Annotated in this window: 22 protein-coding genes, 1 tRNA gene and 3 pseudogenes; 12 read left to right on the top strand and 14 right to left on the bottom strand. The window is 59.5% G+C overall.

What is annotated here, in order from left to right; translation table 11 throughout:
• Positions 1–49 precede the first annotated feature (49 nt).
• From rpmB to GM655_RS22885, 3 genes and pseudogenes are all read left to right on the top strand, one after another.
• A complete protein-coding gene (gene rpmB, locus GM655_RS03315) occupies positions 50–286 on the top strand; it encodes a 50S ribosomal protein L28 (protein ID WP_155433178.1) in 237 nt (78 codons plus the stop codon).
• Between the two features lie 13 nt (positions 287–299).
• Positions 300–467: a 50S ribosomal protein L33 gene (gene rpmG / locus GM655_RS03310; protein WP_155433177.1), complete on the top strand. Its 168-nt coding sequence runs from the start codon at positions 300–302 to the stop codon at positions 465–467.
• 334 nt (positions 468–801) lie between these two features.
• Positions 802–1233: pseudogene (locus tag GM655_RS22885) on the top strand (discoidin domain-containing protein); the annotation flags it as partial.
• 60 nt (positions 1234–1293) lie between these two features.
• Here GM655_RS22885 and GM655_RS03300 read toward each other — a convergent pair.
• From GM655_RS03300 to GM655_RS03280, 5 genes are all read right to left on the bottom strand, one after another.
• A complete protein-coding gene (locus GM655_RS03300) occupies positions 1294–2496 on the bottom strand; it encodes a DesA family fatty acid desaturase (RefSeq protein WP_196308696.1) in 1203 nt (400 codons plus the stop codon).
• Positions 2497–2656: 160 nt separating this feature from the next.
• Entirely contained in the window at positions 2657–4000 is a 1344-nt protein-coding gene (locus GM655_RS03295) for a mechanosensitive ion channel family protein (RefSeq protein WP_155433176.1), read from the bottom strand.
• A gap of 145 nt (positions 4001–4145) precedes the next feature.
• Entirely contained in the window at positions 4146–5447 is a 1302-nt protein-coding gene (locus tag GM655_RS03290) for an RsmB/NOP family class I SAM-dependent RNA methyltransferase (RefSeq protein WP_155433175.1), read from the bottom strand.
• Positions 5448–5466: 19 nt separating this feature from the next.
• Positions 5467–6078 carry a phosphoribosylglycinamide formyltransferase gene (gene purN, locus GM655_RS03285; protein WP_155433174.1) on the bottom strand — a complete coding sequence of 204 codons (612 nt, stop codon included), beginning with the start codon at positions 6076–6078 and terminating at the stop codon, positions 5467–5469.
• Between the two features lie 78 nt (positions 6079–6156).
• Positions 6157–6543 (bottom strand): barstar family protein, encoded by a 387-nt coding sequence (locus tag GM655_RS03280; protein ID WP_155434104.1) that lies wholly within the window; start codon positions 6541–6543, stop codon positions 6157–6159.
• Positions 6544–6993: 450 nt separating this feature from the next.
• Here GM655_RS03280 and GM655_RS03275 point away from each other — a divergent pair, with 450 nt between their 5' ends.
• The 5 genes from GM655_RS03275 to GM655_RS03255 all read left to right on the top strand — a co-directional run bounded on the left by GM655_RS03275 (position 6994) and on the right by GM655_RS03255 (position 11378).
• Positions 6994–7512 carry a glycine zipper 2TM domain-containing protein gene (locus GM655_RS03275; protein ID WP_155433173.1) on the top strand — a complete coding sequence of 173 codons (519 nt, stop codon included), beginning with the start codon at positions 6994–6996 and terminating at the stop codon, positions 7510–7512.
• Positions 7513–7628: 116 nt separating this feature from the next.
• Positions 7629–8405, top strand: a complete 777-nt coding sequence (locus GM655_RS03270; protein WP_155434103.1) for a spermine/spermidine synthase domain-containing protein — start codon at positions 7629–7631, stop codon at positions 8403–8405.
• A gap of 22 nt (positions 8406–8427) precedes the next feature.
• Complete coding sequence (gene tfpB, locus GM655_RS03265; RefSeq protein ID WP_155433172.1) at positions 8428–10260, top strand: type IV pilus assembly ATPase TfpB; 1833 nt, start codon at positions 8428–8430, stop codon at positions 10258–10260.
• A gap of 68 nt (positions 10261–10328) precedes the next feature.
• Positions 10329–10404: transfer RNA gene (locus GM655_RS03260), tRNA-Lys, on the top strand.
• A gap of 194 nt (positions 10405–10598) precedes the next feature.
• The gene (locus GM655_RS03255) at positions 10599–11378 is read left to right on the top strand and encodes a substrate-binding periplasmic protein (RefSeq protein ID WP_155433171.1); all 780 of its coding nucleotides are present in this window, start codon (positions 10599–10601) and stop codon (positions 11376–11378) included.
• Positions 11379–11424: 46 nt separating this feature from the next.
• On the opposite strand, the gene GM655_RS03250 is transcribed toward GM655_RS03255, so the two are convergent.
• Positions 11425–12270 carry a PhzF family phenazine biosynthesis protein gene (locus GM655_RS03250; RefSeq protein ID WP_155433170.1) on the bottom strand — a complete coding sequence of 282 codons (846 nt, stop codon included), beginning with the start codon at positions 12268–12270 and terminating at the stop codon, positions 11425–11427.
• 103 nt (positions 12271–12373) lie between these two features.
• Between GM655_RS03250 and GM655_RS03245 the strand changes: the two genes are divergently transcribed.
• Positions 12374–14488 carry a dipeptidyl-peptidase 5 gene (locus tag GM655_RS03245; protein ID WP_155433169.1) on the top strand — a complete coding sequence of 705 codons (2115 nt, stop codon included), beginning with the start codon at positions 12374–12376 and terminating at the stop codon, positions 14486–14488.
• A gap of 71 nt (positions 14489–14559) precedes the next feature.
• On the opposite strand, the pseudogene GM655_RS23290 reads toward GM655_RS03245, so the two are convergent.
• The 8 genes and pseudogenes from GM655_RS23290 to GM655_RS03210 all read right to left on the bottom strand — a co-directional run.
• Positions 14560–14652: pseudogene (locus tag GM655_RS23290) on the bottom strand (PEP-CTERM sorting domain-containing protein); the annotation flags it as partial.
• Positions 14653–15132: 480 nt separating this feature from the next.
• Positions 15133–15552: pseudogene (locus tag GM655_RS23285) on the bottom strand (trypsin-like serine protease); the annotation flags it as partial.
• Between the two features lie 614 nt (positions 15553–16166).
• A complete protein-coding gene (locus GM655_RS03235; RefSeq protein ID WP_155433167.1) occupies positions 16167–16880 on the bottom strand; it encodes a BON domain-containing protein in 714 nt (237 codons plus the stop codon).
• A 103-nt stretch (positions 16881–16983) separates the two neighbouring features.
• The gene (locus tag GM655_RS03230) at positions 16984–17682 is read right to left on the bottom strand and encodes a hypothetical protein (protein ID WP_229632351.1); all 699 of its coding nucleotides are present in this window, start codon (positions 17680–17682) and stop codon (positions 16984–16986) included.
• Between the two features lie 97 nt (positions 17683–17779).
• Positions 17780–19477 (bottom strand): dipeptidyl-peptidase 3 family protein, encoded by a 1698-nt coding sequence (locus GM655_RS03225; protein WP_155433166.1) that lies wholly within the window; start codon positions 19475–19477, stop codon positions 17780–17782.
• Between the two features lie 69 nt (positions 19478–19546).
• Positions 19547–21028, bottom strand: coding sequence for an efflux transporter outer membrane subunit (locus GM655_RS03220; protein ID WP_155433165.1), 1482 nt, complete (start codon positions 21026–21028; stop codon positions 19547–19549).
• Between the two features lie 59 nt (positions 21029–21087).
• Positions 21088–22698 carry a DHA2 family efflux MFS transporter permease subunit gene (locus GM655_RS03215; protein ID WP_155433164.1) on the bottom strand — a complete coding sequence of 537 codons (1611 nt, stop codon included), beginning with the start codon at positions 22696–22698 and terminating at the stop codon, positions 21088–21090.
• Positions 22699–22709: 11 nt separating this feature from the next.
• Entirely contained in the window at positions 22710–23843 is a 1134-nt protein-coding gene (locus tag GM655_RS03210) for an HlyD family secretion protein (RefSeq protein ID WP_155433163.1), read from the bottom strand.
• A 103-nt stretch (positions 23844–23946) separates the two neighbouring features.
• Here GM655_RS03210 and GM655_RS03205 point away from each other — a divergent pair, with 103 nt between their 5' ends.
• The 3 genes from GM655_RS03205 (at position 23947) to GM655_RS03195 (ending at position 26316) form a co-directional block, all read left to right on the top strand.
• Positions 23947–24690: a TetR/AcrR family transcriptional regulator gene (locus GM655_RS03205; protein WP_229632350.1), complete on the top strand. Its 744-nt coding sequence runs from the start codon at positions 23947–23949 to the stop codon at positions 24688–24690.
• A gap of 47 nt (positions 24691–24737) precedes the next feature.
• Complete coding sequence (locus GM655_RS03200) at positions 24738–24920, top strand: hypothetical protein (RefSeq protein WP_155433162.1); 183 nt, start codon at positions 24738–24740, stop codon at positions 24918–24920.
• Between the two features lie 103 nt (positions 24921–25023).
• On the top strand, positions 25024–26316 hold the full coding sequence (locus tag GM655_RS03195; protein WP_155433161.1) for a M20/M25/M40 family metallo-hydrolase: 1293 nt from the start codon (positions 25024–25026) through the stop codon (positions 26314–26316).
• The last annotated feature ends 36 nt before the right edge of the window (positions 26317–26352 follow it).

Below are 26352 nucleotides of genomic sequence, written 5' to 3'. Positions count from 1 at the left end.
GATATACTCTTGTTTTTCCAATTCTGGAATGTCTTTTAAGGAGTGCGTTATGGCACGTGTTTGCCAAGTTACTGGGAAGAAGCCGCTGGTCGGCAACAACGTTTCCCATGCAAACAACAAAACCAAGCGTCGTTTCCTGCCTAACCTGCAGAACCGTCGTATTTTTGTTGAATCTGAAAACCGCTGGGTCTCCCTGCGTCTGTCCAACGCTGGTCTGCGCGTAATCGACAAAGTCGGCATCGATGCCGTACTGGCCGACATGCGCGCCCGTGGCGAAAAAGTCTAATTAGGGAGCTACCATGGCAAAAACTGGCCGCGACAAAATCAAACTGGAATCGACCGCAGGTACGGGTTTCTTCTACACCACCACCAAGAACAAGCGCACCATGCCAGCGAAAATGGAGATCATCAAGTTTGATCCTAAAGCTCGCAAGCACGTAATGTTCAAAGAAACCAAGATCAAATAATCGATCCCCGTTTCAGAAAAGGCCGCTCAGCATCTGCTCAGCGGCTTTTTTATTATCTGTACGCATGATTTGATCCATCAATTGTTACCAGCAGACCACGTTCGGCACTCTGATACAAAAAAAATAATTGCGTTAACAAAGTAGTACGCTATAATTCCTCATAGAAAATTGCTTAATAAATATTTAAATTGTGTTTAAGTAACTAATCAAGGGGAAACATATGAAGAAAACTCTGCTGGCTGGTCTCGTCGCCCTGTTCGCTGTTACCGCCACCGCAAACGCTACTACCAATATCGCTGCCAATCTGTCGTCGCAAAGCTATACCCAGAGCAGCAGCTGGAATGGTCACACGGCCGAATCCGCCTTTAACGGTGGCGGCTGGAACTCGGGCAGCCATGGCTACCAATGGCTGCAGGTAGACCTCGGCGCCGTCAAAAACATCGCCAGCGTGCAGTACACACTGGACCTGCTGCCGAATAACGACGTGGTCCAGCAAATTTTTGTTTCGGACACTGCCATTGGCAATAACTGGAGCAGCCTCAGCCCTATCGCTTCCTTCAGCGGTGCTGGCCATAACGGCGACGTATTGACCCAGACCATTAACAGCAGCGGCCGTTATGTGGAAATCCTGGCCTACGGCGGCCAGAGCTGGACCGCCCTGTCGAATGTGAATGTGACTGCCGTGCCGGAGCCGGAAACCTATGCCATGATGCTGGCCGGCCTGGCCTTGGTAGGCGCCATCAGCCGCCGCAAGCAATCCGCCTAAGACGCATACCGCAAATAAAAACGGCACCCTAGGGTGCCGTTTTTATTGCTGGTAACAGCCTTAGGCGTAACTACGCAGGCGCAGCGAGAAGTCTTCCAGTGCCTTGATGCCGGACGCCTCGGCGCGATCGCACCAGTCTTGCAGCTTCTGCAGCAGCTGGTCGCGGCTAAAGTGCGAACGTTCCCAGATCACACCGAGCTCCACGCGCATCAGGTGCATGGTTTCCAGCGCCTTGCTGTGCTGGAACAGCTCGCTAAGCTGCTGCTGTTGCGGCGCTTCCAGCTTGCCCGGTTCACGCTGCAGCAGCTTGCGCGAAGACTTGAGGAAGCGCGCTTCCAGTTCCGCCTTGTGCTTGAGGTGCACCAGTTCCTCTTTCCACGCCTGCTTGAGCGATTTGGCATACTTGGCCATCACATCGTAGCGGTTGGTAATCACCGATTGCAGCGTATCGAAGTCCGCTTCCAGCTTGCCCTTGGCAAACTTCGGCGCGGGTGCGCGTTTCTTCACTTTGGCCAGCCCCACCATTTCCATCACGCGGATATAGCCCCAGCCGATATCGAATTCATACCATTTCGACGACAGCTTGGCCGAGGTGGCGAAAGTGTGGTGGTTGTTGTGCAATTCCTCGCCGCCGATCAGCAGGCCCAGCGGGAAAATATTGGTCGAAGCATCAGCGCAATCATAGTTGCGGTAGCCCCAGTAGTGGCCTATGCCGTTGATAATGCCGGCCGCCATCACAGGGATCCACATCATCTGCACGGCCCAGACGGTAATGCCGATCACGCCGAACAGGGTGAAGTTAATGATGAACATCAGCACGATGCCCATCCAGCTACGTCCCGTGTACAACTGACGCTCGATCCAGTCGTCCGGCGTGCCGTGGCCATATTTCTCCATGGTTTCCAGATTCAGCGATTCGGCGCGGTAGAGCTCGGCACCTTCCAGCAGCACTTTATTAATGCCGCGCGTAACCGGGCTATGGGGATCTTCCTGCGTATCGCACTTGGCGTGGTGTTTGCGGTGGATCGAAGCCCACTCCTTGGTCACCTGCCCCGTCGTCAGCCACAGCCAGAAACGAAAGAAGTGGCTGGGGATGGCATGCAGATCGAGCGCACGGTGGGCCTGATGGCGGTGCAGGAAGATGGTCACACTGGCGATCGTAATATGGGTCACGATCATGGTGTAGGCGAACACCTGCCAGGCGCTGGCGCGCGTCACGCCATTTGACAGAAAATCTAAAACGTCGGATAAATTCAAGCTCATTACTACTCCAAGGTGGGCGTGTTGCGCAAGCTGGCAGTTACGCCAATTTTGCGCATTTAACAGGCATACATAGGCCTATATTGGTCCTTTTTGGCGAATATTGTACGCTGAATTATGGCTGACTTACGCAAGGTTTTTTCCTTGCGTCATCAGATCCACATCAATTCTGTTTAGGAACAGAGGGGGTTTCAGCAGGGACGAAGGGCGGCAGGGCCGGGCCCAGTATGCGCATCTCCCGTTGCGGGAAAGGAACAGAAATATTGTGTTCCTTGAGTGCACGCCAGACCGCGCGGTTCACGTCCGAGATCACGCCACCGCGGCCGTTTTGCGGATCGTTGATCCAGAAACCCAGTTGCAGATCCAGTCCGTCAGCGCCAAAACTGAGCAACTGGGCCGACGGCAGTTTTTCTTCCTTCAGCACACGCTCTACCGACAGCGCAGCCTCTTCCAGCAGGCGCAGCACCTGATCGACGTCGGTATCGTAGGCGACGGAGACTTTGGTAGACAGCCATAGCTGGCTGTTCGACAGCGAGGAGTTCTGCACAGCCCCCGACACCAGCATTTCGTTCGGCACGATGGATTCCACCCCGTCCAGCCCCTGCAGCACGGTGTAGCGCGTGTTAATCTGGGTCACGCGGCCACTGTATTTATCGACCGTAATCATGTCGCCTATGGTCAGGCTGCGATCGAGCAGAATCACGAAGCCGGATACGTAATTGCTGGCGATCTTCTGCAAGCCCAGCCCCAGCCCCACGCCCAGCGCGCCGCCGAATACGGACAGCACCGTCAGATCTATCCCCACCAGTGTCAGGCTGACCAGCACGGCCACCAATATCAGCAGCGCGCGCGCAGTACGGGCCACCACCACGCGCAGATTGGTGTGCATGCCCTGCACTTTCATCAACTGCTCTTCCAGCGCTGCGCCCGCCCACAGGGCCAGTATCAGCAGCACCACCACCGACACGGTGGCCTGCAGGATGTCGGCGATCGACACTTTGTATTTCCCCAGCGGCAGAATGGTGTTGTCCATGTAATCGAACACCTCCACCCACAGGCCGGTGATATACAGCACGAAGGCCAGCCACACCAGCAACTGGAACACTTTTTCGAAAGCCAGCATGGTGGCGCTGACCTGCCCCTCGCGGGCAAACACGCGCCGCAGCAGATAGAAGGTGAAGCGGATCACCGCCAGCGAACCGAAAATAGGCAGGGCAATCTTGAGCAGGTTCACATGCTGGTGGTATTTCACGAACAGCAGCCGCGCCAGCCACAGCCAGCCCACCACAGCCAGCGGCGCCAGCACGCGGCCGAAGCTTTCCACGCCCCACTCGATCACGGCATTATGGCCATCCGCACGGCCAAAGCGGCGCCGGAACAAACGTGCCAGCCCGAAGCCCAGCAGCACGGACAACAGCACGGCACCCAGTTGCCACAGCAGGCTAGGGTCTTGCAGGTCGCCCGTCAGGTCATCGATCAGGTTCAGCAGCGGCTGTTGTGGGGTCATCTTCATGCAGAGCGAGTTAAAAACATTGCTAGATTAACGTAAAAAAGGCCGGTTACCCGGCCTTTTCAGATCAGTAGTGCGGACGCTCAGTATGAGCGACCCCGCTTAAGCCGTCCTGAACCGGCTATACCGCCCATGCGGCGAATTACTCGTCGCTATCCTGCGCTTCTTCCTTGGCGGCTTTTTTCGCCATCGGCTTGCGCTCGAACACGGCCGCGAAGAAGCCGTCCGTTTCATGCTTGTGCGGCAGCAGTTTCAGATAGTCGCCCATTTCCAGCGCGATCTTCTGTTCGGCCAGCACTTTACTCATAGGCACCAGTTCGAAATCCGGGTGGGTTTCGATGAACTGTTGGGCGATGAAGTCGTTCTCGTCGTCGAGGAAGCTGCAGGTGGCATACACCAGACGGCCGCCGCCTTTCAGCAGACGGGCCGCGCCATCGAGAATGGCGGCCTGCTTCTGCTGCAGTTCGGCGATGGCGCCCGGTTGCTGGCGCCATTTCACGTCCGGATTGCGGCGCAAGGTACCCAGTCCCGAGCAAGGCGCATCAACCAGTACGCGGTCGATTTTGCCGGCCAGACGCTTGATCTTGGCATCGCGCTCGTGCGCGATCAGCACCGGATGTACGTTGGATAGACCACTACGGGCCAGACGTGGTTTCAGCTTGGACAGACGCTTTTCCGACACGTCGAACGCATACAGACGGCCCGTGTTGCGCATGGTGGCACCGAGTGCCAGCGTCTTGCCGCCGGCACCCGCGCAGAAGTCCACCACCATTTCGCCACGCTTGGCGCCGACGATGGCCGACAGAATCTGGCTACCCTCGTCCTGCACTTCGATGTGGCCTTCCTTGAACAGCGGCAGGTTTTGCAGTGCAGGCTTCTGCAGCACGCGCAGACCCAGCGGCGCGTACGGCGTCGGCGTGCTGCGGATAGGCGCTTCCAGCAGCTTGGCCGCCACGTCCTCGCGGTTATCCTTGAGCGCATTCACGCGCAGATCGAGTGGCGCCGGCTTGTTCATGCCGTCGGCCAGCAGCAGGGTTTCTTCTTCGCCCATCTGCTCGACCAGCTTGTCGAACAACCACTTCGGCATATTCGAACGGCTAGACTTGTGCATCAGCTTGCGATCGATCTGCATGATGCGCTCGACCCATGCCACTTCCTCTTCCGTCAGACCGCCCAGCGATTCCACGCCCACGGCATCGCTCATGCCCAGCAGGGTCAGACGGCGCATGGTGGCGCCGCCACCCGCTTCGGAAAAATCGGTGTAGAAGGACTTGTTACGCAGCACGTTGTAAATACACTCGGCTATGGCGCCGCGCTCGCGGCCGCCCAGACGGGGGTGATCTTTGAAGTAACGCGACAGGGTGGTGTCGGCTGGCGCGGAAAAGCGCAAAATCTCGCGCAACACTTCTTCGGCGTTGGCGAGTATCGCTGGTGGCAATCTCATGGAGTTCCTTGTTTAGTTTTTACTTACTGTGGTCGACCTGGACCGCGCCCTGCACTATCGTTAGCCGGTCTTCGACAAACCAGCGTACTGCCTGCGGATAAATGACATGTTCCTGCTTGAGCACCCGGGCGGACAGGGTGTCTACGGTATCGTCGGGCATGACCGGCACGGCAGCTTGCGCCACCATCGGGCCATGATCGAGTTCGGCGGTAACAAAGTGCACAGTCGCACCATGCTCGGCCACCCCGGCCCGCAATGCCTGCCCGTGGGTATCGAGACCGGGGAACAGCGGCAGCAGCGAAGGGTGGATATTGAGCATGCGCCCCGCGTAATGTTCCACGAACGGGGGCGTGAGTATCCGCATGAAGCCGGCCAGCACCACCAGATCGGGCGCATAGCCATCGATCACAGTCTGCAGGGCCGCGTCGAACTCGGCGCGACTGGCATAGTCTTTATTGGCGACCACAGCCGTCGGGATTCCCTGCGCCGCCGCAAAACCCAGCCCGGAGGCATCGGCACGGTTGCTGATCACTGCAGCGATACGGGCGGGCCAGCGCTGCTCCTGGCAGGCGCGTACCACGGCTTCCATATTGCTGCCGCGACCGGAAATCAGGATGACGATATTTTTCATAGCCCGCCATTGTACCTTGTTCAGGCGGTCGGGACTACCCGGCGCGGCCGGCGCGCCGTTTTACAGGGAGTTATGGGCCTATTCGAACGAGTAGAACACCCGGAATGGCACTTTTTTCTCGGCCCAGTAGTCGGCCGCGTCGCGGAACACGTCGAGCAGGGTTTCACGTGCTTCCTTGTCGAATTTCTGAGTATTCGGCAATTGCTCTAGCACCACGAGGAAACCGTTCTGGTGGCCGGCGGCGGCCATGGTTTCCGTTAAAGTTGTCCGCAAACCATCAAAATTCTTGCCCACGCCTTTAGGAAAGCGGAATGACTCGGAAATAATACCCAGCACCTGCTGCTTGGTCAGGCCGGCGATGCAGTGGGCATAGAGAAAATGCTGCTCCAGCCGGGCCGCCTCTTCCTGCAATTCGTTGACGCGGAATGCGCGTATCGATTGCACCAGATTGGCTGGCACGCTCATCAGCAAACTCTCGGGTCCTTCGGCTTGAGCTGGCATGTAAGGTGTGTCCACTTTTTTGTCGGGAGTGCCTAGCTTGTGAATTAATGAGTAGATAATTTGAGCACCTGTGCACTTTACGCGGTGTACGGATCGGCGTCTCACCGCGGCGGTATCCTATGTTTCACGAATTCCCTACGCGTATTAGGGTAACGTGTTGTTCCTTTCAGATCAACTTGATTGTGGTTTCACACGCAATATTTGTTAAAAACAGAACATTTTGGCCGAGATTGTGGACCAATTCGGCACACTTCCCCTATGGCAGCGTGGCGGCGGGCAAACGGGGGCGATGTTACAATTTGTTGCCATAGATACTTAATCAGCACTAGTTGTCGCCGTGTACGGGGGGTACCATACTCTTCATGCAATATCAGAATCCCTGATAAGACATCCAAATTGAAACGAGGTTACCAAATGAACTTGCAAGCCAAACTGATCGCATCCGTCCTGTGCGTAGGCGCCCTGCCTTTTGCCGCTCAAGCAGCCGATTTTGAAGATTTCGGCCGTGTGGTTCGGGTGACCCCGCAGGTTGAACAAGTCAACCATCCACGTCAGGAGTGCCGCACGGAATACGTGCAAGTCCAGCAGCCAGCGCCCCAGCGCGGCGTGGGCGGCGCCATCGTCGGTGGTCTGATCGGCGGTCTGGCCGGTAATCAGGTTGGCGGCGGCTCCGGTCGCTCGGTGGCCACGGCAGCGGGCGCCATTGCCGGCGCCTTGGTCGGTGACCGCGTCGACAATGCCAACACCCCTAGCAGCGGCGGCGTACAGGAACAGCAGGTAAAACAGTGCCGTACCGTGGACCACTGGGAATCGCGTACGGCCGGCTATGAAGTGACCTACGATTACCGTGGCCGCAACTACACCACCGTCATGTCCTATGATCCGGGCGAGCGCGTGCGTCTGCGCGTGGTAGTGGAACCTGTCCAGCGTTAATTTCAGCGCGCTATACCCTGCACTGCCGGCCTCTGCGCCGGCAGTGCCGTTTTCAGGCTTGCCTTGATCTAAAGCATCGCGGGATAATGCCAGTTCACTCTGTCGCCACCCGTCCCATGCTGATCAAACGTAAATCCATCGAAAAAGAAGAATCCTCCCGTCCTGCGCGCAAGCCCAAGTATGCGCCCGTGACCCTGTCGGAACAGGAGGGCGTACGTTATCTGCACTTCGGTACGGAATGGGTGCAGGGCGCCATGCGCATCCGCAAGCCCAACTGGCCGGAACTCGAATATGCCCAGCAGATGATGGCCTGGATGCTATGGCAGCCCCAGCCGCGCCATATCGCCCAACTGGGTCTGGGCACGGCCACCCTGACCAAGTTTTGCTACACCACCTTCCCCGACGCCACGGTGACGGCGGTTGAACTGAATCCCGCAGTCATCAATATCTGCGCATCCATGTTCAAGCTGCCGCCCAATGATGCGCGCCTGCAAGTGCTGGAAATGGATGCGCTCGACTATGTCAACGACCCGGCCAACGCCGGCACGCTCGATGCCCTGCAGGTCGACCTGTACGACGCCACTGCGCGCGGCCCCGTGCTGGACACGGCCGAGTTCTATCAGGCCTGCGCGAGCTGCCTGAACGACGACGGCATCATGACCGTCAACCTGTTTGGCGACCACCCCAGCTATGCGCGCAATACCAAAGCCATCAAGTTCACCTTTGCACAAGTGATTTGCCTGCCACCCGTGCATGATGGTAACGTGATTGCCATCGCCTTCAAGCGCCAGCGCAACATCGATCTGGAAGCTTTGAAACTGCGGGCTGTCGAAATCGTGGCAGCCACCAAACTACCGGCCAAGAGCTGGGTAAAAGGTCTGGCAGCGACCTAACTCCTTTTGAAAGCGGCGCCCGATGTCTGTCACTCCTGCTACTACTTCAGCTACTGCGCCGCTGCCGCCGGCTGCGCCACTCGACCTGCAGCAACTATATGGCTGGCTGCTGGCCGATGGCATGATACGCAAGACCGACTTCAAGGAAATGTATGCCCACAGCCAGGGCATCCTGAAAAACGCCGTCGGCAGCATGCACCCGCTGTGCGCGATTGCCCACAGCAAGATATTGTCGGCCCGCCCGCCCCATAAACTGCTCACGCTAGACCTGCTGTGCGAATGGCTGGCCGCCCGCTGCGGACTGGGTTTTACGCGCATCGATCCGCTCAAGGTCGACTTTACGCGTGTGGCCGATGTGATGTCGGCCAGCTATGCGGCGCGCTTCAACATCTTGCCGCTGGAAATCAGCGCCGACACGCTGGTAGTGGCCACGGCCGACCCCTACGTGACGGAATGGGAACATGAAATCGGCAAGATTTCGCGCCGCGCCATCCGCCGCGTGATCGCCAACCCGCTCGATATCGCCCAGTACATTACCCAGTTCTTCAGTCTGGCCAAGTCCATCAAGAAGGCCAACAAGCACACGGGCAATGACCTGGCCTTGCGCAATAATTTCGAACAGCTGGTCGAAATGGGCAAGAGCAACAAGCAGGTCGATGCGAATGACCAGCATGTGATCAACATCGTCGACTGGCTGTGGCAGTACGCCTTCGAACAGCGCGCTTCCGACATCCATCTGGAACCCAAGCGCGAACTGGCCGCCATCCGCTTCCGTATCGATGGCGTGCTGCATCAGGTGTATCAGGTGCCGGCCGTGGTGATGATCGCCATGACGGCGCGCATCAAGCTGCTGGGCCGCATGGACGTGATCGAAAAACGCCGTCCGCAGGATGGCCGCATCAAGACCCGCACGGCGGGCGGGCAGGAAATCGAACTGCGCCTGTCCACCCTGCCCACGGCCTTCGGCGAAAAACTGGTGATGCGGATTTTCGATCCCGAAGTCGTGGTCAAGACCCTGCCGGAACTGGGCTTCCCGCCCGCCGAAGCGCAGCGCTGGGACCAGCTGACCCAGCGCCCGCACGGCATCATCCTCGTCACCGGCCCTACCGGCTCGGGCAAGACGACTACGCTGTACACCACGCTCAAGGCGCTGGCCACACCGGAAGTGAATGTCTGCACGGTAGAAGACCCGATCGAGATGGTGGAACCGGCGTTCAACCAGATGCAGGTGCAGCCCGGCATCGAGCTGTCGTTTGCCGACGGCGTGCGCGCCCTGATGCGGCAAGACCCCGACATCATCATGGTGGGCGAGATCCGCGATCTGGCCACGGCCGAAATGGCCATACAGGCCGCCCTGACGGGCCACCTCGTACTATCCACGCTGCACACCAACGACGCGCCTTCCGCCGTGATGCGCCTGCTGGAACTGGGCGTGCCCTACTATCTGCTGGAAGCCACGCTGATCGGCATCATGGCCCAGCGCCTCGTGCGCACGCTGTGCAACGACTGCAAACAGCCGGACGGCAGCATCAGCGCTGAAATCTGGGACAGTCTGGCCGGCGGCTGGGACATCCCCCAACCAGCCACCGTATATCGCCCCGTGGGCTGCCCCGAATGCCGCCAGACAGGCTACCGCGGCCGTACCGGACTGTATGAGCTGCTCCAGGTCACGCCGGGCTTCAGCCAGCTGGTGCGGGCCGATAGCAAGCTCGAAGCGCTGCGCAGCCAGAGTCTGGCCGATGGCATGCTACCGCTGCGCATCGCCGGCGCACACAAAATACTCGAAGGCGTGACCAGCGCCGACGAGGTGCTGAAAGTGACGGCCGCACTCGGCATGCCCGCCAGCCCCAACTAAAAAATGTCGCTATTCAAAAAAGAGCTTTGCAGTTTGCACAAGCCTGTATATAATAATGCCTCTTTCGGGGGTCGTTAGCTCAGCTGGTAGAGCAGCGGACTTTTAATCCGTTGGTCGCAGGTTCGAATCCCGCACGGCCTACCACCGAATTTGCTGCAGTAAATCAAGGAGTTACGAGTGATCGTAGTTCCTTTTTTTACGTCTGTGCACTAGCCAGCCACACCCTCCTCCCGGCCTGCAGCCATGGGGACACATTGCAACACCTCCCTTCCCATCCAGCACTGACGTCTGCACCATAGTGGTGTAAGCTAGACAATTATTAGTGCAAAGGAGACAGCATGGCGGCATGGCGTGGCAGACTAGGCTCGTGGCTGGCAGGCTGCGCTGCGTTCGCCTTTCTGGCCATCAGTCTGCCGGCACAAGCCATCGTCATCCGCACGGCTGCGCAGGAAGGCACGGAACCCAAATTCATCGCTGGCGGCGGCGAGCGCATAGTCGGCATGTGCGTCGACCTGTTCCGCGCCATCGAACAGCTCGATCCGGAACTCCAGATAGTGGGCGACCAGAACTGGAAACCACTGATCCGCGCCTATTCGGAACTCGAATATGGCCAGCTCGACGTGGCTTGCGCCGTCCAGCGCATAGGCGAACGGGAACATCGCTTCCAGTTTATCGGCCCTGCGCTGTACAACAATGAATACCATTTTCTGGCGCGCATCAACGATCCCGTCAAAATCACTAGCTGGGAAGACTTGCGCCAGTTGGCGCCCGACAACACGGTACTGATCAACCGGGGTTTTGCTGCGGGTAACATCATCCGCGCGCAAGGGGGCATCCCCATAGACGAGAGCGCCGCCAATCAGGTCCTCAACTTGCAAAAGCTGGTGGCCGGACGCGGACGTCTGTTCTTCCACCGCGGTCGCGATCTGCGCAAGCTGCTCGAACGCACGGGTAACAGCGGCAAGGTCCGTATCCTGCCGCAAGTCATGTTCAGCTCGCCCGTATATTTCGCCACCAGCAAATTGCTGGCACCGCAAACCCGCGAGCGGCTGGAACGGGCGCTCTACCAGCTCGAAAAAAGTGGCGAACTGGAGCGCCTGATCCACAAGTGGGATTAAGAACGAGAGATTCAGGCTGCCCAGCCGCCTCAGCCATTATTGCCGCTCACTCCCCCATCATGCGCACCCGTCCCGAAACGCGGATGGCGGCACCGGGCTGGTCCGGTATGCTGGCCTGTAGATGGCAGGGCGCGCCCATGTCGACTCCCTGCTCGATGGCGATGCTGCCGCCGTGCGGCCAGTCGAGGTCGCGCAGATAGCCGGCCAGCGCCGCGGCAGCCGCCCCTGTGGCCGGATCTTCGTACACGCCGCCGGAGGCGAAAGCATTGCGGGCATGGAAACGCTGCGGCGTTTCGGCATAGATTAGCGAAATCGTCGTCAAACCATGTTGCTGCATCAGGCTGCGCCCGGCCGCGAGCTGGTAGCGCATCGCACGCAGCTTGTCGCGGCTAACCAGCGCCAGCACCAAATGGCTGGCACCGCCATTGGCGATGGCTGGCGGAATGCGGTCGTCCAGATCGGCCAGCCGGTAGCCGAACAGTTGCAGCGCGGCCTGCACCAGCGCCGGCGGCGCCGGCAGGCTGCTGGTCATCGGCGCCTGCAGGGTGGCAAAACCCAGACCATCGCGTGCCTGCGCTTCCACCACCACCTCGCTATGGTTGGTCGTCAGCGGGAACACGCCATCACCATGCTGCTGGGCCAGCACGGTACCCAGCGCTATCGTGGCATGGCCGCAGAATGGCACTTCGCCATCCGGCGAGAAATAGCGCACGCGCCAGCCCTCGCCGGCCGGCGCGGCAAACACGGTTTCCGAATACCCCATCTCTCTGGCAATTTCCTGCATGGCGCGTTCGTCGGGCAGGGCTGCACGTATCATCACACCGGCCGGATTGCCGCCTTGATCGTCAGCGGTAAAAGCAGCAACCTGATGGACTTTGATGATGGTTTGCATAGCTGGTTCTCCATAGAAAGGGGTAAATGGAAAAGCTTCTTGATTGACAGCAATGAGAGAGTTAGCCACTATGATATTTCACCGACTTACCAGCGAACTCGTCATGACTATACCGCGACTTTCCCTTATCGCCATGTTAATTTCTGTCGGCTTGAGCCAGCCTGTGCTCGCCGCCACCGAAGACAATACGGCCAAACATGCGATCACCCACGAAGATGTGTGGCTGATGAAGCGCGTCGGCGCGCCCTTGCCTAGTCCGGACGGTAAATGGGCCGTATTTTCTGTTACCGACCCCGCATACGACAGCAAAGAACAGTGGTCCGACCTGTGGATCAAAGCCCTCAACGACGACACGCCAGCGCGCCGCCTGACTTTCAGCAAAGGCAGTGAAGGCAGCCTGAACTGGTCGCCCGACAGCCGCTATCTAGTGTTCGTCGCCAAGCGCGATGGCGACGAGGCGGCCCAGATCTACCGCCTCGACCTGCAGACGGGTGGCGAAGCACAGCGCCTGACCAGCCTGACGCTGGGTGCCCGTGCACCACGCTACAGCCCGGACGGCAAGCAGCTGCTGTTCGTCAGCGACATCTATCCGGGCAATGGCTCGGAAGACGACATCAAGAAGTCGGCCAAGGAACACAAGGATCGCAAGTATTCGGCGCGCGCCTATGAAACCTTCCCGCCGCGCTTTTTCGACAAATGGCTGGACGATAAAAAGGTACGCCTGTTCGTGATGGATGCCGAGCCCGGCGCCAAACCGCGCGACCTGCTCAGCAGCACCCGTCTGGTGACCCTGCCCGGTTTTGGCGGTGCCCAGGGCGATGATGGCCAGTCACTCGAAGCGCTGTGGGCGCCCGATGGCAAAACCGTGCTGTTCATTGCGTCCACCAACCGCGATGAACTGGCGCGCGCCAGCGGCTATACCCAGATCTACAGCATGTCCGTGGCAGGCGGCGAACCGCAGCAGCTCACGCGCGACCGCCACAGCTACCATGGCCTGAAATTCGGCAATGAAGGCAAAGCCCTGTTTGCGCTGACGGAAGCGGAGCAGGAAGGCAAAGTGTATGACGTGACGCGCCTGATCAGCTTTGCATGGCCGTTCACCAGCACTACACCGAAAGTCCTGACAGCGACGCTGGACCGCTCGATCTCGCGCTACGTACTGCCTGCCGGCAGCAACCGCGTGGTGTTCAGCTACGAACACGCGGGCCTGGAACAGCTGCACTCGATGAATCTGCAGGGCGGCGATCTGCGTGCTGAAAAATCGCTGCCGACCGGCAGCATCAACTCGCTGGCCGCGGGCGGCAAAGCCATGGTGGGTGTGTGGGAATCGTCCATCAATCCGCCTGAAGTGTATGCCTTCGGCCAGAACGGTCCCAAGCGCCTGACCAGCTTCAACACGGAGCGCGCCGCCAGCATAGACTGGCAGGCGCCCGAGCACTTCTGGTTCAAAGCCAGCGATGGCCGCATGATCCACAATATGCTGGTGAAGCCGGCCAACTTCGATCCGGCCAAAAAATATCCACTGTTCGCCGTCATCCATGGCGGCGCGGCGAATATGTGGCGCGACCAGTTCGTGCTGCGCTGGAATTACCACCTGCTGGCCCAGCCCGGCTATGTGGTGCTGCTGACGGACTATAAAGGCTCGACCGGCTATGGCGAAGAATTCGCCCGCGCCATCCAGGGCGATCCGCTCAAGGGTCCGGCCGATGAAATCAACGAAGCCGTTGATGAAGCAGTCAAGAAATACAGCTATATCGATGGCAGCCGCCTCGCCGCAGGCGGCGCCAGCTACGGCGGCCACCTGGCCAACTGGCTGCAAGCCACCAGCACGCGCTACAAGGCCATCGTTTCGCACGCAGGCGAAATGGATCTGATCATGCAATGGGGTACCAGCGACAGCATCCATGGCCGCGAAGTCAACAGCGGCGGCCCCGTCTGGGGCGACCAGCCCGTGTGGCGCGAACAAAGCCCCGTACTACAGGCCGGCAACCACGCCAAAGGTACGGGCTTCACGGCCCCCATCCTGATCTCCGTAGGCGAACTTGACTATCGCGTGCCAGCGAATAACGCGCTGATGAACTATGCGCTGCAGCACCGCCTGAATGTACCGGCCAAGCTGCTGGTCTTCCCCGACGAAAATCACTGGATCCTCAAAGGCGAGAACAGCCGCTACTTCTACAAGGAAGTGCACGGCTGGCTGGCCAAGTACTTGAAATAGGCAGGGCCAGAAACAAGCCGCCCCGGATGCTGGCCTCAACCAGACATCCGGGGCGTATTTGATTTCAGCGATTATTGCTGTTTGCGGCGACGGGCTACACCGATCAGACCCAGACCTGCCAGCAGCATGGCATAGGTTTCTGGTTCTGGTACGGCGGTCACCGAGTTGATCCATGCAACGTGCGAGTAGGTCGCGGTCGAGCCGGACAGGTCGCCATAGCTGGAGGTGTTTCTGATGGCATTGTCACAGCCACCCAGTTTAAAATCTGGGCAGGCTTCGCTACCTTGCCAGCCCCACGAGTGCACGCCCGACAGCAGCCATTCCGTGCCATTCCAGACGAAGTCGCCACCGCCCGAGTCACCACCGGCAATCAGACCTTCGCGCGCACCCAGACCCGTATCGCTAGTCCAGTTGTTACCAGTTACGCCAGCCATACGGCCCAGCGTGTTACGTGCAGCAGTACCGTTATCGAAGTCGCTCATGTAGGTGGCGCCAGGCGCGTAAAAGCTTGGGTCATAATCATACACGCCATAGTCACCGGCAACGCGGTTGAAGGTCTGGCTGTCCACATCAAAACGGTTGTAAGCATAATGGCCCCAGTTGCCATCATTCCAGTTGGTCGCCGAGTTGGTGGTAGCCAACTGAGTGGTGCCGTAGCCAGCCATCAGATATTCTTTGCCGACGTCGTTGGTGGTGCTCAGCTTGTAACCATTGATGGTGGTAACTGCGGTATCCAGTTTCAGAATCGCAATGTCAGCACCGGTATCGAGCGCACCGGTCCAGCGTTTGTTCACGTAAGCATTGCCTACCGAAACGTTACGGGTGATCGCGGCCTTACCATCCTGCCAACCGAACTGTACAGTCATTTTGGTGAAATCATCGGCGCAGTGTGCTGCCGTCAGTACGTACTGACCACCGGCCAGCAGAGAACCCGAACATGCCCAGTTACCGTCAGCATTGGTGAAGCTCAGACGAGCAACGCCGTCCAGTGCACCCACCACACCATTAAAGCTCTGGCCGACGGTGAAGCGCCAGTTCGATGGCGCCGAGGTATTGCCCGTCATTGGATTGAGCGAGCCGAGATCAGCGGTCTTCTCGTTCGATGCTTGTGCCGAGGCAGCAAACAGCAGGGCAGCGGTCAGTGCAGCGAGCTTGAATTGTTTGGTTCCGAAGGTCATGTTTACGATCCCTTTGTGATTTCTTTTGGAAAATGTTTTCTATTTGAGAAACCCGCCTATCCCATGTGTGATACATCCCAGATAGCCGAAGTGTGATAAAAATATATTATTGAATTTTTGCAACTTAAACTTGTTGAATTGGAATATATTTTTCATAAAAGTTCTTGAAAAGTGTTACCAAATGTGTCAGAAATTGCCTAAAAATCTATCTTGAAATTATTAAAATAATTACTCATGTTTATTTTTATCAATTAATTAATCATGAGAAAATTTCACTTTCCTGTTTAAAATCAATCACCGAGCGAGCATCCGTGCGCACGGTGATTGGTTTCATTTATCTCACCCGCTGTAATGGCTCAGATAGATCATGCAGGCAAAAAAAAACGCCCCGGAGGGCGTAAAAAAGTAAATGATGTTGGGAAAAACACACGCCACAAGGCGAAACAACAACCTTGTTATTTCATCATCCGAGGCTGATCTTCCCTATCTTGGGCCAGTCTTTATTTGATGCGCAGCGAACTCTGCACTTTATTGACGCCTTTGACGTTGCGCGCCACATCCACGGCCTTGTCCACCTCCGCCTGCGAAGGCACGAAGCCGCTCAGCATGACCGTACCGTTGGTGGTTTCCACATGCACGTCGAGCGACTTCAGGCTAGGCTCGGCCAGCAGCTCCGTTTTTACCTTGGTGGTGATCATGGTATCGGCCATGGTATCGCGTGCCTGCGCAGTTTTTGAGCGGGTTTCGCAACCCACTTTATCGGCGCCCGTCATACTGCTGCAATCGATGCCCGTCTGCGCGGCATCGGCCATCTGGCGGCCTTCCTTGGCATCGTTGACGGCTGCCACATGGGCCGACTTGGCCGTATCCAGACAGCCCGACTTGTCCGCCCCCGTCATCGGTGCGCAGCGGGCCTTGGCCAGATTGTAATTGGCATCGGCCACTTCGGTCTGGGCCTTCTGCATAGTCTTCTTGTCGTTGCGGTACTGCATGGCCGCTTGTGCTTCGCTATTGGCGCGCGCGACCTTGGCCGTTTCAATGCAGACATCCTTGCCCGTGCCGGATTGCGCATCGCACGCGTCTTTGGCCGATTTGTATTCGGCCGCAGCCTTCTGGGTGGCGTTTTTGTAAGCCACAGTATCGTTGTTCGGCGCCGACGCAGCGAAACTGGCACTGGTAGCCGTCGCCATCACGAGTAAGAGCAGTTTGTTCATGATGTGTCCCTTTATGGTAGTTGGTGGACACATTAAACGCCGTCGCGCGCTGAGCATCTGTGCGGAAACGTACAAAGTTGCAAAATCGCTAGCGGGCGTCAGCTCACTGATCGTGCTGCAAGCCTTGCAACCATAGTTGGTCGACGCGCTGCTGCCATAGCGTGGCATCGCCGAATACGCCGGCCGAGGGCGCCAACTGCAGCCATGCTGCCGTGCTGTGGCTGCCTTGCACAGTCGCGGCGGGCTCACGCACCTTCTGCAACCAGCCCAGCACTGCCGCATAGCGCTGCGGCTGGCGCTGCGCCGTCCACGCCAGCGCCACCAGATCGGCATAGCCTTCTTCGCGCCGGGTTTCCTGTAGCGCCAGTTCGGGCGCACTGGCGGCCTGTTCAAAACCCGCAGGCAGGCTGTGCCATGCACCCTGCACATAGCGCCAGCAGTGGCCGATTTCGTGCGCCACCATGGCCTCTATCATCCAGCCATGCTGCTCGGCCGGCACACCGGCCAGCACATCTTCGCTATGCGGGTTGCCGCGCAGCGACAGCACCAGCTTGCAGCGCCCATCCTGATAGCCGAGCGCCAGCGGCACATCGCTGGCGCGCGCCTGCGGCTGCACGGTGATATCGAGCGGGAGCTGCAGAGTCTGCTTGGCATAGGCCAGCACGCTGCTGCCTGCGCTGAGCCAGCGGATTTCCTGCGCCGTCAGTTCGGCTGCAGGCACGCTGGCAGCGTACAGGGCAAGGGCTAACAGGGGCAGACAGTGCTTGATCATGGTGATCAGACTGTAGCATGCGGATGGCAAGAAAAATTGCCGTATGGAAGGATCTACAACGCTTTATTTCTACGTAGTAAAAAAAGTATGCCGGAACGGCAAGCGCCGTTCCGGCTGGCTGGCGTGCTTATTTCACGAGCTGGGCCGCCGTGGTGAACGCTGGCCGTATATCGTTGGGCACCACTTTCATCTTGTCCAGCGCCTTCTGCACTTCGGGACGGATCACCACATATTTGCTGATCATGGCCTGGGCACGCGCATAGTCCCCCGTCGCTTCGATGGTCAGGAACTCGCGATCGAGATCCGTCACCGCCTGCCTGATTTGCTTGAAGTTGACCGAAAACGTGCCATCGCCGTGGGCCACGAAGCCGCCCTTGTCGAGCAGATAGTTCACCTGTATCGCCATGCCGCGCGCATGCGAATCCGTCAGGCCGAAATGCAGCGTGCGGAAGGCCGATGCGAGGAAGGTGGTGTACAGCTTGCGTTCGGCGGCAGCGCCCTGCCCCAGCGTGCCGGCCAGTTGGCCTTTGTCCATCATATAGGCCAGCGCATACAGGCCGGTGATATCGGCCTTGGCTTCCTCGATGGTGGAATAGGTTTCCTTCAGATCCTGGCGCGGCGTCGACTCGGCACCGTTCAGGCGCGTGCTGTGCGGACCCAGACCGTGCATGATTTCATGCGCCAGAATATGGGTGAAGAAGGAATCGAAATCCAGATCGTGCTGGTCGGCCTTCTTCAGCACCAGCTTGGAAATCGGCGTCAGCGTGGCCTTGAATTTGGCTTCCTGTACGTTCTTCAGCATCACGCGCTTGGAACCGCGCTGGCTGATGATGCGCTCGTCGTTGGGCAGATTGTAGGCCGCCGTCTGCACACCCATATTGCCATCGCCTGCGCCATACACCTGATTCACCACCACCATAGGCGCTGCTGCGCCGACTTTCGGATTGCGGTATTGTGCATCGAGCGGCAGATTGTCTTCCAGCTCCTGCATATGCTGGGCGAAGAAGTCCAGCTTGCGGGTTTCCTTCTCGTCGCGGATATTCACATAGGCTTCGAACGCCGCCTTGTAGCCGAACAGTTCATCGTTATACGTCTCGTAAGGGCCGATCGTGACATCGACTGGCGCATCGAGATCCATCCACGCGAAGTCCGATGCCAGATAGTCGTTGCTGAGGAATGCATCGGCACGCAGGGTGAGGAATTTTTTCAGCGAGGCGTTATCCGTATCGGCTGCGGCCTGCTTCAGCAAGGCTGCCGCGCGCTCCAGCTCGGGCTTGTATTCGTCCGAATATTTGACGGCGACGAACTGGCCAGCCGCATTCTGGCGGATGGTGGTGAAGAACCACTGGGCCTGTTCCTTGTCGGCCGCAGGCAGTGCGTTGATCCAGCTTTCCAGCGCCTGCTTGCTGGCGCCCTCAGGGTAGAAATTGGCCGCTGCGGGTTTCTTTTCAGGGATGGCGATGCCGGCCAGTTCGGCTGGCAGGAAACGCTGGTGGTCGTCGAGGATGGACCATGGGCCTTTGTTGAGCCAGAAGTATTCCTGCCGCGCCTTGCCCAGCGGGCTATGGTCTTTTTGCAGCGCTGCCCACAGGGCTTCGTTGCCGGACCAGCGCTGGCGCAGTTGCAGCACGTCGAGTATCTTGGCCGCTTCGATCAGTTTGGCGATGGCTTTTCTGTCGCCAGCCGACAGGGCACTGGTATCGGCCGTCAGCGCTACAGGAGCAAAGCGCTTGGTCATGCGCTGCAGCTCGGCCACATTGGCCGGCGCAGCATAGGCAGCGAAACAGGCGCTGGCCAGCGCCAGCGGGAGCAGAATTTTCTTCATACTAGCCTCGGAAATGGTGAGGCTAGTATTTTAGTCTACTACCTTGGTCCGCCCGCTAATCGCGCAGACTTAGCGCGCGGCAGGCTTGAGCGCAGCGTTCTGCGCCACCTGTGCCAGCTGCGCGGAAGGCTGCCAGCCTGCGCCCAGCGCACGCGCTACCGACACAGCAGCCAGCAGACGCTGAGTGTTGATCTGCACGGCGGCACGGTCAGCGGCCAGCGCGCTGCGCTGGGCATCCGTCACATCCAGATAGGTCGATACGCCGCGCTCGTAACGGGCGCGCGCCACCAGATAGCCACGTGCTGCCGCTACCTGCGACGTGGCCTGCGCCTCGCCCTGCAACTGACGCTGCTGCACGTCGGACAGCGCATCTTCCACCTCGCGCAGTGCCGTCAGCAGCTTGCTCTGGTGGTTGGCCACAGCTTCTTCGTAGCGTGCCTTCGCCACCGCCAGATTCGACTTGTTACGGCCACCGTCGAACAGCGGCAGCGACAGCGCCAATGGACCGGCGCTGAACTGACGCGCGCCGCCCTTGCTCAGATCGCGCAGGCTTTCCGATGCAAAGCCGAAGTTACCCGTCAGGCTGAACGAAGGATAGAACGCGCCTTCGGCCACGCCCACCTGCGCGTTGGCCGAGCGCAGCGTCGCGACGCTGCCGGCCAGGTCCGGGCGCTGGGCCAGCACGCTGGCTGGCAGGCCGACCGGAATCGCCGGCGGCAGCGGCAAGCTGGCGGCGTTGCTGCTGACAGGCAGTTGCAGCGCTGCGGGTGACGCACCGACCAGCGTCGCCAGACTATGTTCGAGCAGATTGCGCTGACGCTGCACTTCATGCAGATCGGCCTGCGCGTTGGCCCGTTCGATACGGGCACGCGATACATCGAGTTCATTCGACAGGCCGGCGTTGAAGCGCGCCGTCACCAGCTCTTCCGATTCGCGCCGCGTATCGAGCGCGCTGTTCAGAATCGCCATTTCCGCATCGAGACCACGCAACTGCCAGTAGGTGGTGGCCACTTGCGACGACAGCAGCAACAGCACACCATCGCGGTCTGCTTCCGCAGCCAGTGCCTGCGCATCGGATGCTTCCACCAGACGGCGTACGCGGCCCAGCAGATCCACTTCATACGACAGCGTGGCACCGATCTGATAATCGTTACCCTTGATGGAACGGCCACCCAGCGCCAGCCCCTGCGACGTCTCGGCCGACGTGCGCGAGTTGCCGATCGAGCTGCGTGCATTGATCTGCGGCTGCTGGCTGGAACGCGTCACACCGGCCTGCTCGAGCGCCTGAACCAGACGCTGGGCCGCTGCTTTCACGCCCGGATTGTCGCGCAGCGCGGTCTGCTCCAGACGGTCCAGCGTGGCGTCGTTGAAGACGCTCCACCACTGGGCCGGCAGACGTGCTTCGCTGCTGGCGCCTGGCGCCAGATGGCGGAAGCCGGCATCGGCGACAGCCGGCGGTGCAGAGAAATCGCTACCGACCGTGGCGCAACCAGTGACAGCCAGCGCAACGGCGGTGGCCAGAGTCAGGCGCTGTAAAGCGGAATGGAACATGGTGTTACCTCACTTGTATTTGATTTGTCGGGTGCAGCATTCGGTTCTGAACAGAACACTTAGTGCGCACCACCACCGCCACCCGAAGGGGCTTTAACTTTGTCCGAGAACCACAGCACGCCTATGCAGCCGAACAGCACGGCCCCCACCAGGAAGAAGCCGTCGTTATACGCCATCACATACGCTTCGCGCCGCACGATGCCGTCGATCGCCTTGAGTGCCATATCGCCCGCCGTAGCGCTATCGAAGCCGCGGCTCAGGAAGGACTGCGTCAGCGCAGCCAGACGCTCCTGCGTGGCAGCAGCAAAGCCCGTCACCGATTCACCCAGTCGCTGCGAATGGAAATGCTCGCGCGAGGTCAGCGCCGTGGCCAGCAAAGCGATGCCGATGGAACCGCCCAGATTGCGGGTCATGTTAATCAGGCTCGATGCGGAAGGCATGTCCTTGGGCTGAATACCGTTCATGGCGAAGTTCGACAGCGTCAGCATCACGAAAGGCTGACCCAGCGCACGCACGATCTGCGACAGCAGTAGCTGGTCGTAGCCGGTGGTAGCATCCATATACGCATTCATGAAGCAGGAACCGCCGAACAGCAGCAGACCAAACGTACACAGGATGCGGTTATCTACCTTGGACGAGAGCTTGGCCACGAACGGCATGATGAACAGCTGCGGCAGACCAGCCCACATGATCACTTCACCGATCTGCATCGGCGAGTAGCCGGCGATCTGGCCCAGATACAGCGGCAGCAGGAAGGACGAACCGTACAGGCCCATACCCATCGCCATCGACAGCGCCGTGGCCGCGAAGAAATTACGCTGACCGTACAGCCCCAGATTGACGAAAGGCTGCTTGCGCAGTGCGCCCGTCACGGCCCAGCCGAGCAGGCCGATAATCGCCAGCGCAGCAAAGGTGATGATGAAGCTCGATTCGAACCAGTCCTTGCTATTGCCTTCTTCGAGGAAGATGGTCAGGCTGCCCAGCCCCACGGCCATGAAAGCGATGCCCAGCCAGTCGGCGTTGTAGAGCAGATTGAGCTGGCGCTTTTCCTTGTCCAGTCCCAGCGCAATACCGGCGATCAGCAGCAGGCCGGGGCCCCAGTTTATATAGAAGATCGAAGGCCAGCCATACAGCTCGCTCAGGTAGCCGCCGAAGGTCGGGCCCATGGACGGCGCCAGCGTGGCCGTCAGGCCAAAGATCGCCATACCGGTTGCGCGCTTGGTGGCCGGCAGCTTGGCCATCACCAGCGTCATCGCCATCGGAATCAGCGCACCACCCGTGAAGCCCTGCATCATGCGGAACACGATCATGCTGGGCAGATTCCAGGCGAAACCGCACAGCGTAGAGCACAGCAGGAACAGCGAAGTCGTCCCTATCATGTAGGCGCGCATGCCGAACACGCGCGTCATCAGCCCTGTCATGGGGATGATGATGATTTCGGCCACCAGATAGGCGGTGGCGATCCACGAACCTTCTTCCTGCGTGGCCGACAGCGTGCCGAGGATATCCTTGAGCGAGGAGTTGGTGATCTGGATATCGAGCACCGCCATGAAGGCGCCCAGCATCCCTGCCGCTACTGCCATCCAGGTGCGGGCGCTGACCTTCTCGCCCGGCGCTGGCGGTGCAAACGGCTTCAGCGCCGCTGGCGTATCGTGGGTTGTGCTAGCCATGAGGCAGCTCCTTAGTGGGCAGCTTTAGCTTCGGCAGCAGCGCCGGAATTTTTCAGCGAGACTTCGGCGATGGCCGACATGCCCGGCACCAGACGGCCGCTGAGGGCTTTCACATCTTCCGGCTTGAAGACGATTTTCACGGGGACGCGCTGGACGATCTTGGTGAAGTTACCGGTGGCGTTATCAGCTGGCAGCAGCGCGAACTGGGCGCCGGAGGCCGGTGCAAAACTTTCCACTTTGCCGATCAGCTCCTTGCCCGGAATTGCATCGATCGAGACTTTCACTTCCAGGCCCGGCTTGAGTTCAGCCAACTGGGTTTCCTTGAAGTTGGCCGTCAGCCAGACGTTTTCCTGCACGATGGCCGTCAGTTGCTGGCCGGCCGTCACGCGCTGGCCCACTTCCACCGTACGCTTGCCGATGCGGCCATCCACGGGTGCCAGCACGCGGTTGTAAGCGAGCTGCTGCTGGGCGTCCTTGAGCTGCACGCGCAGTACCGAAGCCTGCGCCTTGAGTACATCGCGCGCGGCATGGGCGGCGCTGATCTGGGCTTTGGCAGCGGCTGCGCTATCCTTGCGGGCCGTCACATCGGCCGTCGCGCTCGCGCGGGCTGCCACGGCAGCATCGAGTTCCGCTTTCGACACGGCTTTCATCTGGCTGTTATACAGCTGGCCGAAACGCTCGGCATCCTGCTTGGCCCGTACCAGCTGGGCTTCCGACTGGGCCACCTGCGCGGCGGCGGCGCTGGCCTGCGCCTGCACTTGCGCGATCTGGGCGTCGGCCTGGGCAATCTGCTGCTCGACCGAGCCAATCTGCGCCTGGATCTGCTCCACTTTCACTTGCTGATCAAATGGATCAAGTTCTGCAATCACATCGCCGGCATGCACCATCTGGTTATCGTCGATCAGCACCTTGGTCACGGTACCAGCGATGCGCGCCGAAACATTGTGCACGTGGCCAGCGATGTAGGCATTTTCCGTCTCGACGTAGTAATGGCTGCGGTACCACATGCGGCCACCCAGAGCCAGAGCGACCAGACCAATCACGGCGGCAATCACCACCACGCGGCGGTTGGCAGGCGGCGTCGCGGCCGGGGCGGCAGGGACAGCGCTGAGCACTTTCTGTTCCTGATTTTGCTGAGTGGACATGTGCTGCTCCAATAAAAAATGAAATGAGAGAGGTGCATTATGGCCCTTTTTTGGGCAAAGTCAAGAAATGAAACGATTGCATTTCATTTTATTTTGCACTACGATGAAGGTATCCAAGCTCACTACACTCACGATCATGAATGCCCACGACCTCGACGAAACTGATTGCCCCGAGGAAATCGCCCAGCAGAACGACAGCACGCCATGCGGCGGCAAGAGTGCCGGCCGCCCGCGCGCCGCCGACAAGGAAGCGCGCCAGCAAGCCTTGTTACAGACAGCCGGTCGCCTGTTCCTCGACAAAGGCTATGGCAACGTCAGTCTGGAAATGATTGCGCGCGAAGCGCATGTGGCCGTGCGTACTATCTACGTCAAGTTCGGCGGCAAAGTGGGCCTGCTCAATGCCGTCATCGTCAATCGCCGCGCCCACTTCTTCGAAGGGATGCGCAGCATGGAGACCGATACGCGGCCGATGGAAGAGGTGCTGACCGATTTCTCGCTGCGTTTTCTGGAACTGCTGTCGCAGCCTAAATCCAATCAGCTCTACCGCATGGTGCTGGGCGAGTCGCGCACGTCGCCCGAACTGGCCGAAGCTTTTTATGAAGCGGGGCCCAAGCAGACGCGCAAGGAACTGGCGCGCTATTTCGACCGGCCGGACATCCGCGCCCGCTTGCGCAGCGACTTCTCCAGCGATGTACTGGCCTTCCACCTGCTGAACTGCGTGCTGGGCGACGGCATGTGCAGCCTGCTATTCCCGCAGGAGTCCGCCCTGACGCCGGAAGTGCGGCAGGCCCGCGTGCAGCAGGGCCTGAAGCTGTTCCTGCACGGCGTACAGCAGCAGGCGCTGTAAAATTTTATCATTTGGTCTATACTGCTTTTTTTACATGGAGCAGATATATGAGCAAAGCGAATCGACTGGACTGGAGTAGACAGGTAACGCTCATGAACGAGCGCATTAAATCGTTTCAGGCCAACCCCGGCCAGGAACAGCTGGACGCCGTGATCGCGGAACTGCAAGCCTATGCAGAAGCCGCACGCAGTGGCGGCATCGAAATTCCCGCCCAGTTCACCGTCAACTAAGACCATCAAACTAGCCCTCCCCTGCGACTGCATTCCGGCGACATCATGGCACGCTGACAGTGCTATGCTACGGCGTCCCTCACTGTACTCAGATGGAGCGTCCATGAGCTTGAAGCAAATCGCGTTTGCCGTCCTCACGCTGGCCTGTGCCACCGTGCAGGCGGCTACCCTCTCCCCCATCGAACAGCGCATCGTCGCCGACGTGAAAGCCCACAACGAACAGGGCCTGCAACTGCTCGAGCGCGCCGTCAACATCAACAGCGGCACCATGAATCACGCAGGCGTGCGCGCCGTAGGGGCGCTGTTCCGCGACCAGTTCGAACAACTGGGCTTCCAGACCCGCTGGGCCGAGATGCCGGCCAGCGTGCAGCGTGCCGGCCACCTGATCGCCACGCGCGAAGGCAAGCAGGGCAAGCGCTTGCTGCTGATTGGCCACCTCGATACCGTGTTCGAAAAGGATAGCCCCGTCGCGCTGTGGCAGCGCAATGGCGACCGCGTACGCGGCCAGGGCGTGACGGACATGAAAGGCGGCGACGTCATCCTGATCCAGGCCCTGCATGCGCTCAAGCGCGCCGGCGCGCTCGATAACACCCGCATCAGCATCATCTTCACGGGCGACGAGGAAAATGCCGGCAATCCGGTAGAAGTCTCGCGTGCCGACATGCTCGCGCTGGCCAAGCACAGCGATCTGGCACTGGCATTCGAAAACACTGCGCGCAACAAACAGGGCGGCGATACTGGCACCGTAGGCCGGCGCGCCTCGTCCGATTGGGAAGTCACCGTGCAGGGCAAACAGGGACACTCGAGCGGCGTGTTCAGCGAGCGTGCTGGCTATGGCGCCATCTACGAAGCGGCCCGCATACTCGACGGCTTCCGTCAGCAGGTCATCGAACCGGATCTGACCTTCAACCCGGGCCTGATTGCGGGCGGCACCGGCGTCAGCGTCGAAGGCAGCCGCGCACAGGTGGCAGGCAAGAACAACATCATCTCGCCCAACGCCAGCGTCAAAGGCGATCTGCGCTACCTGAACTACGAGCAGCGCGACCGTGCCCACGCCAAAATGCGTGCGATCGTCGCAGCCAGCCTGCCCGGCACCAGCGCCAGCATCGAATTCCACGAACACTATCCACCGATGGCGCCGACAGCCGGCAATCTGGCCCTGCTGAAAATCTATTCGCAGACCAGCGCCGATGCGGGACTCGGCGAGATTCCCGCCTTCCCGCCCGGTGAGCGTGGCGCCGGCGACATCCAGTTCGTTGCCCCCATGCTCGATAGCCTCGACGGTCTGGGTGCCACCGGCAGCGGCACCCACTCGCCTGACGAAGAACTGGAAATCAGCTCGATCGAACGGGCCACCATCCGCACTGCCTTGCTGCTGTACCGCCTGACCCGCTAACCCCGCTCCCGCATGGCGGCCGGATCTGCGTGGCCG

It is taken from the genome of Pseudoduganella danionis (assembly GCF_009720775.1).
In the GTDB taxonomy this organism is placed as follows: domain Bacteria; phylum Pseudomonadota; class Gammaproteobacteria; order Burkholderiales; family Burkholderiaceae_D; genus Rugamonas; species Rugamonas danionis.
This window is presented reverse-complemented; position numbering and strand designations above follow the sequence as displayed.

Coding starts and splice junctions, on each gene's coding strand:
- GM655_RS03295 (WP_155433176.1), bottom strand. CDS start 4,000: ATGACCCCACAACAGCCGCTGCTGAACCTGATCGATGACCTGACGGGC.
- GM655_RS03275 (WP_155433173.1), top strand. CDS start 6,994: ATGAACTTGCAAGCCAAACTGATCGCATCCGTCCTGTGCGTAGGCGCC.
- GM655_RS03300 (WP_196308696.1), bottom strand. CDS start 2,496: ATGAGCTTGAATTTATCCGACGTTTTAGATTTTCTGTCAAATGGCGTG.
- GM655_RS03215 (WP_155433164.1), bottom strand. CDS start 22,698: ATGGCTAGCACAACCCACGATACGCCAGCGGCGCTGAAGCCGTTTGCA.
- GM655_RS03245 (WP_155433169.1), top strand. CDS start 12,374: ATGACTATACCGCGACTTTCCCTTATCGCCATGTTAATTTCTGTCGGC.
- GM655_RS03205 (WP_229632350.1), top strand. CDS start 23,947: ATGAAGGTATCCAAGCTCACTACACTCACGATCATGAATGCCCACGAC.
- GM655_RS03290 (WP_155433175.1), bottom strand. CDS start 5,447: ATGAGATTGCCACCAGCGATACTCGCCAACGCCGAAGAAGTGTTGCGC.
- GM655_RS03225 (WP_155433166.1), bottom strand. CDS start 19,477: ATGAAGAAAATTCTGCTCCCGCTGGCGCTGGCCAGCGCCTGTTTCGCT.
- rpmB (WP_155433178.1), top strand. CDS start 50: ATGGCACGTGTTTGCCAAGTTACTGGGAAGAAGCCGCTGGTCGGCAAC.
- GM655_RS03255 (WP_155433171.1), top strand. CDS start 10,599: ATGGCGGCATGGCGTGGCAGACTAGGCTCGTGGCTGGCAGGCTGCGCT.
- GM655_RS03280 (WP_155434104.1), bottom strand. CDS start 6,543: ATGAGCGTGCCAGCCAATCTGGTGCAATCGATACGCGCATTCCGCGTC.
- GM655_RS03250 (WP_155433170.1), bottom strand. CDS start 12,270: ATGCAAACCATCATCAAAGTCCATCAGGTTGCTGCTTTTACCGCTGAC.
- purN (WP_155433174.1), bottom strand. CDS start 6,078: ATGAAAAATATCGTCATCCTGATTTCCGGTCGCGGCAGCAATATGGAA.
- GM655_RS03270 (WP_155434103.1), top strand. CDS start 7,629: ATGCTGATCAAACGTAAATCCATCGAAAAAGAAGAATCCTCCCGTCCT.
- GM655_RS03210 (WP_155433163.1), bottom strand. CDS start 23,843: ATGTCCACTCAGCAAAATCAGGAACAGAAAGTGCTCAGCGCTGTCCCT.
- rpmG (WP_155433177.1), top strand. CDS start 300: ATGGCAAAAACTGGCCGCGACAAAATCAAACTGGAATCGACCGCAGGT.
- GM655_RS03220 (WP_155433165.1), bottom strand. CDS start 21,028: ATGTTCCATTCCGCTTTACAGCGCCTGACTCTGGCCACCGCCGTTGCG.
- GM655_RS03200 (WP_155433162.1), top strand. CDS start 24,738: ATGAGCAAAGCGAATCGACTGGACTGGAGTAGACAGGTAACGCTCATG.
- GM655_RS03235 (WP_155433167.1), bottom strand. CDS start 16,880: ATGAACAAACTGCTCTTACTCGTGATGGCGACGGCTACCAGTGCCAGT.
- GM655_RS03195 (WP_155433161.1), top strand. CDS start 25,024: ATGAGCTTGAAGCAAATCGCGTTTGCCGTCCTCACGCTGGCCTGTGCC.
- tfpB (WP_155433172.1), top strand. CDS start 8,428: ATGTCTGTCACTCCTGCTACTACTTCAGCTACTGCGCCGCTGCCGCCG.